The organism is Varibaculum sp. (assembly GCF_008661855.1).
GTDB lineage: Bacteria > Actinomycetota > Actinomycetes > Actinomycetales > Actinomycetaceae > Varibaculum > Varibaculum timonense_A.
Map to the genome: position 1 here is coordinate 24930 of NZ_RPZY01000057.1, position 14044 is coordinate 38973.

Sequence of the window (14044 nt, forward strand, 5' to 3'; positions counted from 1 at the left end):
CTAATCGGATTTTTTGAGGTTTTCGGGCTCGTTTTTTTATTGGGAGTGGCTTACGGGGGTGCTGTTTTTGGTTGGGGTTGGTGCTTAGTGGGAGTAATGATTGACGAAAGTAGAATCTCTATGAGGTAGGGCACGAAAAGATTTGAAGTGATGAAAAAGTTATTAGATAACGGTCATGAGGTAGGTGTTTTTAAGGGAAATTTGGCGGTTATCCCCAATACTTACCAGGTGGTAAGTATTGGGGATAAAATATTGTGCTAAATAAAAAAATCTTTATATTCCCTGGTTGAAGCGGTAAAGACACTTGTTTTTATAGTTTCCGCTATATAAGTTTTTGGCAATTGTGGCGCACGTCACGTAAAAATAAGGGCTATTAGCTTGCTTTCATCTAACCGGGTGGTAAGATTGATACCAACAAGAAAGAATTCAAGTCGTGAGGGAGACTGAAATGAACAACAAGGCTTCAATCAAGAAGATAGCTGCTTGCGGAATCGCTGCTGCTGCTTTGATTCCAGCTGGTGTCCTCACCGCTCAGGCTGCCGAGGGGCTGTCCAATGATGGTGTTCAGACTTCCGTTCAGATTCAGGCTCGCACGACCGAGGTTAGCGGAAACCTAGCTGCTAACGATGTTGATGCTACAGCTTATGCGGCCAACAATCTCTCCGCGATTGACCGTATGGGCGGCGCCGGCACCCTCGCCGGAATCGTTATCTTGGGTGGCATCGGCGCTGCCGGTGCTATCAGCCTTACACGTTCCTTCATGATTGGGTAGCTCCTCTTACTACCTAATAAGAAAAACCTTTCCGTGCTTATGTTTAACCGTGCGTTCGCTCATTTCCCGGCAAATAAAGTCGAGCCAGAAAGAATTGCGGTAGTGGTTAATAAGTGCAATCGTGTTATCGCGAGACGGTCGAGTTCTTTCACAAAATAGCTGATGTGAGCTTTAAAATCTGGGTTAATACCTATAATTTCATTACTTTTTAGGGGCGTGGTTTCCTGAGGTAAACGTCTTATCTTGGCTTACGTTACGCAGCGAGGAAATAATTGCCAAGCCCATTCCGCTACTACTAATAAATGTCGCTCTCCAAACACTAGGAGCACCCCGAAGCTGCTAATACACCAATCCGACAGCAGACTCCCTATGTTTACGCGAATACTTCCTAGGTGTAAAACAATCCCCTCAAGTAACCAAAAAAGATAATTCACAACGACCTTTAGGTTTAGTTAGAGTGGGTGTCAGGCTGTTAGATAGTTCTATGGTAGTTAAAGATCGTTTGGGAATGACCCGCAGGGATCGGCAATCTCTGGACGTGGCTAAGCTTTACTATAGTGGGTTATCCCAAAGTGAAGTCGCAGATATAATGCATATTTCCCGACCGAATGTTTCTAAACTACTTACATATGCTAAGGGGCGCGGGTTCGTAAAAATCAATATAGAGGATCCACGCGAGCAAGACAGAGAATTGATTGATGCCCTCCGCTCCGTCTTTTCACTTGATGAAGTACGTTTGGTTTCGCCACCTAGAAGGCGCGATGTTGATATTCGCAAGGCTCTAGGAAAAGCGGGGGCAGACCTATTCATGAATCTTGTACGCGATGGTGACACGGTTGGGGTTTACTGGTCGCGAACTATTCAGTCATTGACCGCAAGTCTGCGCACGCTAGATTTACAGCGGGTTACCGTAGTGCAATTGGGGGGCGATTTGAAAATGCCATCCATGGATTTATCTACGCGAAACAGTTTCCGGGAGTTACGACAATCTTTAAAGGCAGAGGTGCATATGATGGGCTATCCAATAGTTATGGAATCTGCCGGTGCGAAGCTGACGATTGAAAGAGAAGGGACTGTAAGTAGAGCAATGGAGCTTGCGCGCCGAGCACGAATCGTTCTTTATTCAGTTGGGTCAGTTAGTTCAGAGGGAAACCTGTTGCACAGTCCGTTAATTAGTAAGGATGAAAGAGAATTTTTAGCTGCGCACTCAGTGGGTGAGGTATGTTCACACTTTATTGACTCAGATGGTCGAGTCTGCCTGCCAGATCTCAACAATCGCACTCTGGGAATTTCTCTTCCAGATTTGCGGCACAGTGAGCAAAAAATCCTTTTAGCGGGAGGAGCCGATAAGCTCTGTGCAATCAATGCCGCATTGATTCGGGGGTATGCTAACCGGTTGGTAATAGACACGGCAACGGCACGCATGCTATATGCCTTGACTCAAAAGAAAAAGGGGAAATAACTAAAATGGCACATATGTGCCAATAATTTGGTGTGAATGCATAGCTCGCAAAGTAGCGTGAAACCAGTGACAAGTCAATCAGTAACTTGCACGAAGTCGAAGGAGACGTAGATATGACCACTAAAGCAAAATTAATCGATCATACCCTGCTTGCCCCGGATGCTACGACCGAAGCAATCAGAAAGCTTTGCGATGAGGCTAAGGCTGCTGGCTTCTGGTCAGTGTGTGTAAGCCCTAATAGGGTTTCACTGGCGAAGCGTGAGCTTTCTGGTAGTGATATTAAAGTATGTACTGTAATCGGATTTCCCTCCGGAGCGCATTGCACAGAGGTGAAAAAAATCGAGACTGCCCAAGCAATTTCGGACGGTGCGCAAGAGGTCGACATGGTGGTAGACCTGGGGGCAATCAAAGACGGAGATTGGTGCACAGTTCAGCGGGATATCGCTGCTGTAGTCCAAGCAGCGGGTGCCGAAGTATTAGTGAAGGTCATCTTGGAAACCTGCTTACTTACCGATGAAGAAATTGTGCAAGCATGTGAATGTGCACAAGAGGCGGGCGCAGACTTTGTAAAAACTTCCACGGGTTTCTCACAATCCGGTGCCAGTACGCACGCAGTAGAGCTTATGCGCAAAACTGTTGGCTCAAAAATGGGCGTGAAAGCATCTGGAGGCATCCGAACCTCCTCTTCCATGGATGAAATGATCTCGGCAGGAGCTAATCGTATTGGTGCCTCTGCCGGAATTAAACTGTTGGGAGAGAACTGATGAGTACAGATGTAAAAAACTCACCGAAGAATCAATTAATGCCGGAGCGAAACACTCCCCAAGGACAAACAAATAACACTTTAGGACTGATAAAGGATAATGCATTGCAATTATCCGATGGATACCTATCGCGAACACCTATTTTTCAGTATCTCTTATTATCGATTTGCTTCCCTATGTGGGGGATAGCTGCAAGTCTCAATGATATTTTAATTACGCAGTTTAAATCAGTTTTCACACTTTCTGACTTTGCTTCCGCTTTTGTGCAGTCGGCATTCTACGGTGGGTATTTCATTATTGCTATCCCCGCCTCCCGAGTAATCCGCTCTACATCCTACAAAGTAGGAATCATGGTTGGTCTAAGTGTTTATATAATCGGTTGCTCGATGTTTTTCCCGGCCTCCCGCATGGCAACATATTCAGTTTTCCTACTATCTCTATTTGCAATCGCAATAGGGTTATCGTTCTTAGAGACCTCCTGTAATACTTACTCCTCTATGATTGGACCGAAAAAATATTCCACGCTGCGACTAAATATTTCCCAAACTTTCTATCCTCTGGGATCTATCGGGGGAATTTTGTTGGGCAAGTACTTGATTTTTTCCGAAGGTGCTGCGCTTCATAATCAGATGGCCAACCTTTCGGCGGACGAGTCGCAACAATTTGCTCGGGAAATGCTTCAACGTACCTTGCATCCCTACCGGGTAATCATAATGATTTTGCTAGTGATGTTGGTTCTAGTGATGATTACACAGTTTCCAAAGTGTAAACCAACAGTTACCAAGGCAAAAGAGACCACAAAGGCAACTGTGTTCGAGACTCTGAAATACTTAGCTGGAAATCGCAGATTTAAAGCTGGTATCCTGACCCAGTTTCTTTATGTCGGTATGCAGACTGCGGTCTGGTCTTTTACTATTCGACTTGCCTTACAACTAGATCACGGTCTTAATGAAAGAACCGCCTCGAACTTCATGATTTTTTCGTTCATCGGATTCTTCTTGGGTAAATTATTGGCAAATATCTTGATGACTCGATTCAATCAAGACCTCGTCCTCGTTGGTTATTCTGTTTGTGGATTGGGGGCGCTAGTATATGTAATCCTAGTTCCCAATATGACGGCAGTTTATGCTGCGGTATTGGTGTCGTTCCTGTTCGGACCGTGTTGGGCAACTATTTACTCACGCACATTAGACTCAGTAAAAGATAAGCGTTATACAGAAACTGGCGGAGCAATAATTGTTATGTCGATTATTGGTGGTGCAGTTATCCCCGCAGTACAGGGGCTAGTTTCTGACCTTACCGGTTCAATGCAAGTATCTTTTGCTGTGAATCTCTTTTGCTTCGGTGCGGTATTCATGTACTTCTATTTCTCTTACAAGACTTCTCAAAAGGCTGAAATCTAATGCAATACGAAATTAATTTAACAAAATCTCTTTTTACACCGCTAGAGACAGAAATACTTCATTCAGAGCAATGGTCGGTAACCGCGAAAACCTATTCGTCAGGAGTTGCTTCACTTACCATCCATAATTCGCTCGGGTACGTTGAGATTTTGCCGTTCATGGGGCAAATCATATGGGATGCAAATTTTTGCGGGCACAGCCTACGTATGGAAAGTATGTTTTCTGAGCCAAAACCTGCGACCCTAATTGAGGATACCTACGGGTGCTTTGCTTTTCATTCGGGACTGCTCGCTGCCGGTTGTCCCGGCGAAGGCGACAATCACCCTTTGCATGGAGAATTTGCGTGCGCGCCCATGGACTCGGCAAAATTAATCGTTTCAAATGATGCTATTCGTGTAGTTTCTTGCTGCGAGTATTTGAAAGGCTTCGGGAATCACTACTTAGCCAATCCGGCTGTGACTTTGCGCCAGGATTCATCTATGTTTGACATTGAACTGCGAGTGCAAAACTTGTCTAAGTATGCGTCAATGCCTCTGCAATATATGTGCCACATGAACTATGCGTTTGTGACAAACGGAAAAATAACACAAAACTTGCCTGTAGAGGCCTTCAAACTGCGTGAATCAGTACCTGCGCACGTTAAACCAACCGAAAATTGGTTGAAAATAAATGCAGATATTAGAGCCGGTAATCGAGATGCTAATTCCTTGGAAGGAGCCGAAGAGTTCGATCCGGAGATCGTTTATTTCGCTGATGCAGTCGATGAAATGACTAAAGAAGCGATTATAGAATTGGATAGCCAGAATGGAACGGTATTTGAAACCCGTTTTAGCACTGAGAGTTTCCCAGTGGTTACGCGCTGGATATTGCACAACGCAGATCAAAAAGTTGCTGCGTTTGCGCTTCCCGGCACCTCGCGTCCAGAAGGGCGTGAAGCAGCTCGTAAAGCTGGAACATTGATTGAACTTGCTCCGGGAGAAGTTCGCAATTTCAAGGTAACCACTGGGATAAAGGAGAAATAAATGGATATTGCAGTAGTTGGCTCTAATATGGTTGATTTAATCTCCTATATAAATCGAATGCCGCGTGAAGGTGAGACCGTAGAAGCCCCGGATTTTTGTATGGGCTGTGGCGGTAAGGGTGCGAACCAAGCCGTAGCTGCTTCTCGATTAGGCTCAAAGATTTTGATGGTTACCAGGGTGGGTAACGATATGTTTGCAGACAACACCATCAGAAATTTCGCCGAGAATGGGATAGATACAGATTTTGTTTTACGCACTGAGGCTACCTCGGGAGTTGCCCCAATTTTTGTAGATCCCCAATCCCGTAACTCAATAATCATCGTGAAGGGTGCAAATGCATTCCTAACTCCTGATGATGTAGAAAGTGCTAGGGCACAAATTGCCAAATGTAAATTGATTGTGATGCAGCTGGAAATTCCGTTAGAAACGGTATATTCAACTATACAATTAGGAAAGGAATTAGGTATCCCCATTCTGCTGAACCCAGCACCAGCTGATCCTTCCTTATCGTTGGAACGGGTAAAAGACGTAGAGTTTATAGTACCGAATGAGAGTGAACTGTCTTTACTAACCGGAATGCCGGTAGATACCGAGGAAGATATCCGCGCCGCCGGTCAAGTACTTATGCGATCTGGAATTCCAAATGTAATTGTTACTTTAGGGGCTCGCGGAGCTTTGTGGATTAGCGATTCGGGGGAGCAGTTGATTGCGGGTACTTCCTCCCGAGCACTGGATACCACCGGAGCAGGTGATGCTTTTATTGGATGTTTTTCTCACAGCTGGACTCAGAGCGGTGATATAGCAGACTCGATTCGCAAGGCAAATATTTATGCAGGTGATGCGGTAACTAAACGAGGAACGCAAACCTCCTATGCAACAGCAAAGGAGCTGAAATTTAGCTAATATCATTTGCGTGTCTACCTGGTAATCACGTAGCTACTGGGCTTATTTAGTAGTTACACTACTTTTAGTAGTGGTCGGCACAGACAACGTTAGAATTATGAGGGTATGAGGCAGGGGTATTTTTATCAATCTGCTGCTACTCTTGGATGCCCTTCCTCTATTTAGAGGAAGGGCATCACGCTATTTTTACTGAGTTGATTGCGTGCGGAGAGGTCGAATCCTGCTCAAGTGCATGGGGTTTTATTTCTGCCTATTTTGAGAGGGTTAGGGATATGAGTAAGAGGTGTTCGCACGATTTTAAGGATTACGTGGTTCGGATGGTGTGTGAGCAGCTTGAAATGGTTTGTTCTCTAACGTCTGTTGAACAGATAAAATCAATGTCTCAGTGTGCGCGGTTTGCGTGATTAATTCCTGATAAAGGAACTGAAGCAGATATATGCAGGTGGCTACGAGATCTACGGGAAGCGGAAAATGTAGTTGGAAATCTTTAGAATCTGTAGTTAGATTTCACAAATTCCGCGAACCGGTAGTTCTCATCGAAAATCTACACGATTTCCCCTGCTATCACGATATTTATCAATTGCCTGGCATATGCTTTTTAACTTTGTCACCCGATAAGCGTGGGGAGTAACAAAGCCTCAAATAGGTATTAGCCAGTTAATCGCGGATGGGGCCCAAGGCGCTTAGGGGAATCACGTGTATACCGCTAGGTAGGGTATACCCGGAAGTGCTGCGTACTGGTTTTATTCCGCTTCTTGATACTATTTGTTTTACTGCCGCGCGGTAGAAAATGACCCAACACGACAGGAGCAAAAAATGAAAAGAAACATTGCAGCCATGACGGTGTTACCATTATCGGTTTCTTTACTTTTTACCGGTTTTAGCGCACCAGCATTCGCAAGTGAGACCGTACCGTATCCCAAAGATCAGGTTATCGTAAATACCCATACACCGAGTGTTGCAAACTGTGCTTCTGTGATTACTCAGGAAAATGAGAATTCATTATTCGATTTGGAGACTAAAAACCAAACAAGTAACGTCAAGAATCTAAAGCCGTCGTATTCATCTCCCTCACGAGAAGATATCAGTTTTTATGGAACTGATGATTTAGAAACAATTGCCTTGTTAAAGGAGATAGAAAAAGGCTTTGAGTTCTATGGAAACGAGGGAGCGTACGATGACTTAGTAATTCCTGCTATACAGACTCGGAGTTGGGGGACATTTGCCAACTGTATAGGAAACGGGTTAGCAAAGTCCTATGGATTGGATGTGTTAAAACGGGCTTTTAATCAAGAAGTTCGTAAGGCATTAAAATCACGCAAATGGAAAGTTGCCTCATCTGTGATGCATCGAAATCTTAAAAAGTTTTTAGGTAAGAAAGTCGCTTCTTATGTAATTAAAGTGATTGCAAGTAAAGCACTTCCAGGAGGATTACCTGGTCAGATTGCTTTTCAGGCAGGAAAATGTGCCATCAAGGAAGTTTGGTAGTGATGAAATCTGTCAAGAAAACGCGAATGGGCGAACCTAGCTTCGCAAAAGCTCTAGCAATAAGCATTCTAATTATTTTATCTGTACCGCTTCCCCTAGCGTTTTACATGAGTGGTATCGATTGGATATTTCAGGGGATATCAGCTGTTCCAAAAGAGTTTTTAGCTACATATTTTCTTGAATTGTTGATTCTGGTTATTAGCATTTCTGTATTTAAAATTAAAGAAAAAATATCTCAGCAGAAATAGTCGTAACTTTTTTATATTCACCAATCAGGTAACCACTGAAAATAAGCACTCATTTTAGGCAAAGCCCCGAGTAGACGGTTGAACGGCTCTCGGGGCTTTGCCACATTTGACGCAGTAGGGGATACTGTCGGGTTGATACCTGAATGGGAATTAGTCCATTAATCGCGGATGGGACCCAAGGCGCTTAGGGGAATCACGTGTACACCGCTAGGTAGGGTATACCCGGAAGTGCCTCCGGTTATGATGGCTAGGAAATCTGGGGGAGTAACCATTCTGCTGTTCCGCAAACGGAGAAGGTTATTCTCGGCAGCAGAAATAACGCTATCTGATTCTCCAAGTTTTACCTCAAGACCTGCCCAGTTTCCATCATCAAACTCAAGCAAAATATCTACTTCTAGATCTGATTCGTCCCGGTAGCCAAAACAGTTAGCGTCAATTTGCTCCGCGTAGGTGCGAATGTCTCGAACCGATATCGAAATAAATATCGCTTCTAACAGCTATATTGATACTTTTGCGAGAATTTTGTTGATACTTTTGCGAGGTTTTTGCTTATATGTTTGCGAGGTTTTCATTGATACTTTTGCGAGATTTGTTCGCCTTAAGGTAAATGAAAAGACCGGGGTATGACCAGGGATTGATGAGGCTAGCTGCTCTGGTTTTCCTTGGCCTGGCGAGTATATTGATCAAAATCTTCCACATTGTTGTTGGAATCCCCACCCAAGGGGGAGGAGACGAGTGGAACTTTCTTGAAAGTAAGCGCGGGGTCGTAGGGCATAGGGCGCTGACCCTTGCGACGCGCAGCAGATATGAAAGTAACCAGCCAAGAAATCACTGTCCAAATCGCCAAAACCACGAGTGCTTTGCCCAAATGTAGTTCCCCGCCGGCAATAGCCGCGCGAATCGTGCGTGCCACGTGGGTCATTGGGAATAGCGGGCTGAGGAACTGGAAGAACTTCGGAGCGGTTTCTACTGGGAAAGTTGCCCCGGTAGAGGTTATCTGTAAACACAATAAGATTACTGAAAGGGCGCGTCCTCTATAGCCCAAACCGGCTACGCAAGCTTGGTTTACTGCTACATATCCGATAGAGGCTAATACTGAAATCAGAATCAATGCCACGAAATTATGAGGATTTATCTTTAAGAACAGTTGCAAACCGGTCACTACCGTAACTGCTTGAAGTGCCCCAAATAGCGCGCCTATTGACATAGAACGGAAACCGCAACGCCAGAAGCTTTCCTGAGGGTGACGTCGTAAATCCAATGCCGGGAAAATCAAGAAAATAGCGATTCCCCCAATCCATAGACACAAAGCCATAAAGAACGGGGCAAATCCGGCACCGTTGTTACTGACGGAGTTTTCGCGCACGGATTTAACATCTGCAACTGTGCTGGCAGATTTAGAAACTTTATCCGCTTGAGTGCTGCTGACCTCGGGAATCTGCTCGGCTCCGCTGCGGAGACCGTCTTGGAGGTTTGAGGCTCCCTCGCCAAGTTGGTCTATACCGACAGAGAGCTGTTTTCCACCATCGGAAGCTTTTTTCGCTCCCTGTGATAGCGAGTTAAGACCGCCAGTTAGAGCACCTGTTCCTTGCTGTAGTTGAGCCGAATTCTTATCTAAGGTGGCAGCGCCGGAAGCTAGTTTATTAACTCCTTTTTCTGCTTGAGCTAATCCGTTAGCGAGCGCAAATGTGCCATCTTTTAAGGTTGGCTTATTTTTTCCGTTTTGGGAAGCAGGGGTAAGGGCAGTCTGTCGGCTCAGTTCTTTTATTCCCTGGTCAGCGGTGTTTAGTTTCTGTTTGATTTCTTGAGGATTGAGCTGGGAGAGTTTATTTGCCATTCCAAGGAGGTCTTGGGCTTTCGTGATTTTTTCCGCTAGCTGTTGCAGGGTTAAACCTTGCTGCTTGGCCATATCAGACAATAATTTGCACTGGGGAACTGTGGGCAGCGCAGCTGGAGGAACCTGAGCACAAGCGGTAACCACTCCTTTAAATTTGGTTAAAAACTTTGCAATTTGTGCAGCATCAACGTCTGAATTAGCTAGCGGCGCTAGCAAATCAACTAGGTCATTTCCTTTCTTAACCAATTGGGAAACCTCAGGTTGAATAGCGGAAACCTGCTGGTGGATTTGATCGACTCCGCCATCAACTTGTTGTGCACCTGCCGCTAACTTGGGCATATTGGCATTTAGCTGACCAAGTCCAGAGCTTAAAGTAGATACTCCGCCGGTATAGGCGCTCACCCCGTCTCGAAGCACTAGCGCGCCATTGCGGATTTTAACGCTCCCATCGGCGAGTTCTCCTAGTCCTGCCACTAAAGTATCAGCGCCGTCCCCTAATTGTTTTCCGCCCTCGGCAAGTTTTCCGGCACCGGAGCTGGCATCTAGAAAACCCTCTTTTAGAGTTCCGGTTGATAGTAATAGTTGGTCAATATATCCGGCAGCTCCCTGTTGAGATAGGGCAGCTTGCAGGGCAGATGCAGCTGATACCGCCATCGTGCCCTGTAGGTAATTCACCGAGTCATCGGTACGCAGCTCCAGCCGAGCTTTCTTGGTAGGTACTTTGTTTTCCGGGTTGGCAAGATTTGCAAACGAGCTAGATAAATCATTAGGGATTATCAGGGCTGCCTTGTAGGTTCCATCTTTTAGCCCGGTTTTTGCCTGTGATAGCGAGGACTTTGTCCAGTCAAACCCGGGGGCGTCCTCTTTGTAAAGTTCGTTTTCTAGACTTTTGCCGAGGTCGATAGTTCGGGTTTTTTCGCCAGTGTTAGCTTCTGCCGGGGAATCGAGGTTTACGACCGCTGCTTTTAAGGTCCCTACCCGTTCCATTGGATCCTCGTATGCCCAGGTAAACAGACCGGAATACATTAGGGGGATAATCAGGACACCTATGACTACCACTATGTTGGAAAGAGTGTTCCAACGGTATTTCTTTCCCATAGTACCTCCGGACTTTACTGATGAAATCTTTACCAAAAGATTACGATACACCGGTGTATCGAATGGTGCTAATTGCTGGGGTTTTCTGCTCGTTCGTAGTAGGTAACCTGCCAGCGACAATCTCCCGAAATAGGGCGAAACTCACTGTCAGAACGCAGTGAATCTTTTTTCCAAATAGCGGGGGAAATTAGGGGAGCGCGAGCAAAATCCTCACTGTCTCCTACATCTAAATCTAGGTAGGTAACTACGAGTTCATCAGCTATTTCCATACCTTCGGTGTATAGGCGCGCCCCTCCGGTAATCCAGCAGCGCTCAGCGCCCGAATCCTTAGCTAGGGTCAAAGCCTCGGATAGCGAAAAAGCAAGAGATGCGCCCTTTGCCTGATAGCTTTCCTGCGAAGTCAATACGATATTTAAGCGCCCAGGCAAAGGCTTTTTACCCAAGGCTTCAAAGGAACGCCGCCCCATAATAATAGGGCTGCCCATGGTGGTGGTTTTAAAATGCTTGAAATCAGCGGGGACGTGCCAAAGCATTCCCCGACCGTCTCCGATAACTCGATGGGCTGCCTGCGCCCAAATCATGCCAATATGCATTTGCTGTCTCCTAAACTGCTATCGGGGCTTTAATCGTGGGGTGGTGCTGATAATTCTCAACCTGTACATCTTCCCAGGTGTAGCTGAATAAGGAGTCTGCGGGGCGTAAATGCAAAGTGGGGAAAGGATAAGGACGGCGAGCAAGCTGTTCTTTAACCTGCTGGATATGGTTGTTATAAATATGGCAATCCCCGCCTGTCCAAATCAATTCACCAACTTCTAATCCGCTTTGCTGAGCCAACATATGAGTTAGTAAAGAATAGGAGGCGATATTAAAAGGAACGCCCAGGAACATATCGCAAGAGCGTTGGTAGACTTGCAACGATAGACGACCAGACGCTACATATGCTTGGAATAGCAGGTGACAGGGGGCAAGAGCCATTTTGTCCAGTTCCGATACGTTCCAAGCAGATACCAGTAGCCGCCTAGAGGACGGGTCTTGTTTTAGAGCAGAAAGCAGTTTTTCGATTTGGTCGATATTTCCTTGTCTACTTGGCCAAGAACGCCATTGCACTCCGTAGACCGGTCCTAGTTCGCCCTCTTCGTTCGCCCAATCATCCCAAATATGAACGTTTTTTTCCTGTAACGGTTTTACACTGGAGCTTCCCGATAAGAACCAGAAAAGCTCCTCGGCGACTCCGCGCATAAAAACTCTTTTGGTGGTAATCAAGGGGAATGATTTTGAGAGGTCATAGCGCAATTGAGCGCCAAAAAGTGAACGAGTTCCGGTGCCGGTTCTATCTTCCTTTTGGTTTCCGCTCTCTAAGATTTTTTGCAGTAAATCTTCATATTGTGTATCTAACACGCCCTCACCTTTCGCTAGTGTTACCCCATATTTTAACGGCAATCTATCCGGCTCGATCGCCAAGCCTGAGTATTCGCCGCAGGTAGTACTTAGGCAGAATGGATAAAGCTGGGAATAGCTGGTTGGTAGGGGTAGTTTTACTGCCCGGCGCTAGCTTTTATCTGGCTTTCAATGTTGATAACCGGTGCTAGCTCAACCATAAATTCCTGTGCGGAAAGGTTCCGGATTTGCCCTAAAGCTGCTTGTACGCCCGCTACTGTCCGTTTGGCGACCGCTTTCCCAGATAAATATCCAACCCCGGCTCCGATTCCAAAAGGAATAAGACGTCCGGCAATGCGGCCAGCGCTGCGATGTGCGAGTTTCTTTGAAGCATACTTCATTAATGCCTTATTTACCTGACTTATTGTGGGGGAGGAAAGGTTTTTCAAGGACGAGCGTGCCCAACTAAGAGAACGTAATCCCAACTGATCGGATACAATCCGAGCGCCCTCTTCTCCCAGGAGACTAGACAATATCAGGGTGCGGCGTTTTTCCCGGTCGGCAGGGCGAAAACCATGCAAACGGCTAACGGCCAAAATATAGGTGGTAGTCTGCAAGGCGTAGGTAGCAAGCTCGCCGGCAGTAAGCCCTAAAGCTACCCCGGTACCAGCTCCCGGTATTGCCGCTCCGGCTCCTACTGCCGAGGAAGCGTAGGCGGTGCGAGTGATATATTGCTTGGTCAAAATGGTTTCAAGCTGCGCAACATCTGCTTTCGGGTAGGTGTTTACCAGTTTTAACAGCTTGTTGTCGATGTGTTCGTTGGGAATATCCAGTACCGCATCTAGCACTTGTCCAAAGTCTGAAGCCTGGCGTATTTTAGGCAGTACCTCTTTGACGGTGGTAGCTATCTGCTCTTTTGGCAAACGCGGGTGAGGCTGAAAGCGTTTGAAATCTGGGCGCTTGAACATTTTGTTTTCACTCCTGGCAGACTAGATGGTCAAAACTGGATACAATCAATACTGCTTAATACTTTTAGGTTAGTCTCCAGGGCGTTTAACAGCGAGCCTAAACGGTGTCAGAGCCTCCAAAGAAAGGGAGATAGCTTGCGTGACTTTCAGCTGGAAATTCAGTATCCGTCCTCTCCAGAGCTGGTTTGGGCGATGCTTACCAATCCGGATTTTCTAAAGTTTCGCTTCAGGCAAATCCCGGCTTTTCTTGGCGAGGTGGAACTTGAAAAAGCAGATTCGGGTATTTATATTTCACGGGCGACCCTTAAAGCTCGCGCCTGGCAAGAACTTGGAAGATATGCCCACTTGCTTCCAGAAGAGTTAGCAATAGAAATAGTGGAAACCTGGGTGGATAATCCGGCTGTTCCTCTAATAGCTGAAGGCAGTTTTCAGGTGAATATCGCTAGTATTCCAGTAACAATCAAAGCAGATAGTCAGCTGAAGTATCCAGAAAATAACCGGCAGGAAACCGTACGTCACCTCTCGGGAAAACTGGAAGTCAAATTGCCGTTTATCGGCGGTAAAGTTGAGCGGGAAATTCTCTCCCGGATGCAATTGTTAGCTAGCGCGGAAGAGGACGCAGCGGCAAGTTGGCTGCAAAGTAGCGCTCAATAGAATTTCCGTTCAGGGATACCTCATAACTTGCCGATGTCGCTCCTAGCA

General features: G+C 46.0%; 14 protein-coding genes. 9 read left to right on the forward strand and 5 right to left on the reverse strand.

The window, feature by feature from the left end:
* The first annotated feature begins 448 nt into the window (after positions 1–448).
* From QZT94_RS08000 to QZT94_RS08035, 8 genes are all read left to right on the forward strand, one after another.
* Positions 449–772 (forward strand): hypothetical protein, encoded by a 324-nt coding sequence (locus tag QZT94_RS08000; protein ID WP_072510027.1) that lies wholly within the window; start codon positions 449–451, stop codon positions 770–772.
* Between the two features lie 484 nt (positions 773–1256).
* Entirely contained in the window at positions 1257–2234 is a 978-nt protein-coding gene (locus QZT94_RS08005) for a sugar-binding domain-containing protein (protein WP_072510025.1), read from the forward strand.
* 113 nt (positions 2235–2347) lie between these two features.
* Positions 2348–2998, forward strand: a complete 651-nt coding sequence (gene deoC, locus QZT94_RS08010) for a deoxyribose-phosphate aldolase (RefSeq protein WP_072510024.1) — start codon at positions 2348–2350, stop codon at positions 2996–2998.
* Positions 2998–4401, forward strand: a complete 1404-nt coding sequence (gene fucP, locus QZT94_RS08015) for an L-fucose:H+ symporter permease (protein WP_333558156.1) — start codon at positions 2998–3000, stop codon at positions 4399–4401. The genes deoC and fucP overlap by 1 nt, the downstream gene beginning before the upstream one ends.
* Positions 4401–5423 (forward strand): aldose 1-epimerase family protein, encoded by a 1023-nt coding sequence (locus QZT94_RS08020; protein ID WP_072510023.1) that lies wholly within the window; start codon positions 4401–4403, stop codon positions 5421–5423. Before fucP ends, QZT94_RS08020 begins: the two co-directional genes overlap by 1 nt.
* A complete protein-coding gene (rbsK, locus tag QZT94_RS08025) occupies positions 5424–6326 on the forward strand; it encodes a ribokinase (protein WP_072510022.1) in 903 nt (300 codons plus the stop codon).
* A gap of 816 nt (positions 6327–7142) precedes the next feature.
* Positions 7143–7814, forward strand: a complete 672-nt coding sequence (locus QZT94_RS08030) for a hypothetical protein (RefSeq protein WP_072510021.1) — start codon at positions 7143–7145, stop codon at positions 7812–7814.
* The gene (locus QZT94_RS08035; RefSeq protein WP_270625091.1) at positions 7814–8062 is read left to right on the forward strand and encodes a hypothetical protein; all 249 of its coding nucleotides are present in this window, start codon (positions 7814–7816) and stop codon (positions 8060–8062) included. Before QZT94_RS08030 ends, QZT94_RS08035 begins: the two co-directional genes overlap by 1 nt.
* Before the next feature lie 158 nt (positions 8063–8220).
* Here the strand turns inward: QZT94_RS08035 and QZT94_RS08040 are convergent, their stop codons facing one another.
* The 5 genes from QZT94_RS08040 to QZT94_RS08060 form a co-directional block, all read right to left on the reverse strand.
* The gene (locus tag QZT94_RS08040; protein WP_296762491.1) at positions 8221–8445 is read right to left on the reverse strand and encodes a hypothetical protein; all 225 of its coding nucleotides are present in this window, start codon (positions 8443–8445) and stop codon (positions 8221–8223) included.
* 260 nt (positions 8446–8705) lie between these two features.
* A complete protein-coding gene (locus QZT94_RS08045; RefSeq protein ID WP_072510019.1) occupies positions 8706–10997 on the reverse strand; it encodes a YhgE/Pip domain-containing protein in 2292 nt (763 codons plus the stop codon).
* A 68-nt stretch (positions 10998–11065) separates the two neighbouring features.
* On the reverse strand, positions 11066–11590 hold the full coding sequence (locus QZT94_RS08050; RefSeq protein ID WP_072510018.1) for a dihydrofolate reductase: 525 nt from the start codon (positions 11588–11590) through the stop codon (positions 11066–11068).
* 10 nt (positions 11591–11600) lie between these two features.
* Positions 11601–12395 carry a thymidylate synthase gene (locus tag QZT94_RS08055; protein WP_072510017.1) on the reverse strand — a complete coding sequence of 265 codons (795 nt, stop codon included), beginning with the start codon at positions 12393–12395 and terminating at the stop codon, positions 11601–11603.
* Between the two features lie 137 nt (positions 12396–12532).
* On the reverse strand, positions 12533–13342 hold the full coding sequence (locus tag QZT94_RS08060) for a hypothetical protein (protein WP_072510016.1): 810 nt from the start codon (positions 13340–13342) through the stop codon (positions 12533–12535).
* Positions 13343–13477: 135 nt separating this feature from the next.
* Between QZT94_RS08060 and QZT94_RS08065 the strand changes: the two genes are divergently transcribed.
* A complete protein-coding gene (locus QZT94_RS08065) occupies positions 13478–13996 on the forward strand; it encodes a DUF2505 domain-containing protein (RefSeq protein WP_072510015.1) in 519 nt (172 codons plus the stop codon).
* Positions 13997–14044 lie beyond the last annotated feature (48 nt).

What these genes read in the sequence shown, in the direction of transcription:
- QZT94_RS08050 (WP_072510018.1), bottom strand. Translation starts at nt 11,590, where the DNA reads ATGCATATTGGCATGATTTGGGCGCAGGCAGCCCATCGAGTTATCGGA.
- QZT94_RS08005 (WP_072510025.1), top strand. Translation starts at nt 1,257, where the DNA reads ATGGTAGTTAAAGATCGTTTGGGAATGACCCGCAGGGATCGGCAATCT.
- QZT94_RS08020 (WP_072510023.1), top strand. Translation starts at nt 4,401, where the DNA reads ATGCAATACGAAATTAATTTAACAAAATCTCTTTTTACACCGCTAGAG.
- rbsK (WP_072510022.1), top strand. Translation starts at nt 5,424, where the DNA reads ATGGATATTGCAGTAGTTGGCTCTAATATGGTTGATTTAATCTCCTAT.
- QZT94_RS08000 (WP_072510027.1), top strand. Translation starts at nt 449, where the DNA reads ATGAACAACAAGGCTTCAATCAAGAAGATAGCTGCTTGCGGAATCGCT.
- QZT94_RS08060 (WP_072510016.1), bottom strand. Translation starts at nt 13,342, where the DNA reads ATGTTCAAGCGCCCAGATTTCAAACGCTTTCAGCCTCACCCGCGTTTG.
- fucP (WP_333558156.1), top strand. Translation starts at nt 2,998, where the DNA reads ATGAGTACAGATGTAAAAAACTCACCGAAGAATCAATTAATGCCGGAG.
- deoC (WP_072510024.1), top strand. Translation starts at nt 2,348, where the DNA reads ATGACCACTAAAGCAAAATTAATCGATCATACCCTGCTTGCCCCGGAT.
- QZT94_RS08045 (WP_072510019.1), bottom strand. Translation starts at nt 10,997, where the DNA reads ATGGGAAAGAAATACCGTTGGAACACTCTTTCCAACATAGTGGTAGTC.
- QZT94_RS08030 (WP_072510021.1), top strand. Translation starts at nt 7,143, where the DNA reads ATGAAAAGAAACATTGCAGCCATGACGGTGTTACCATTATCGGTTTCT.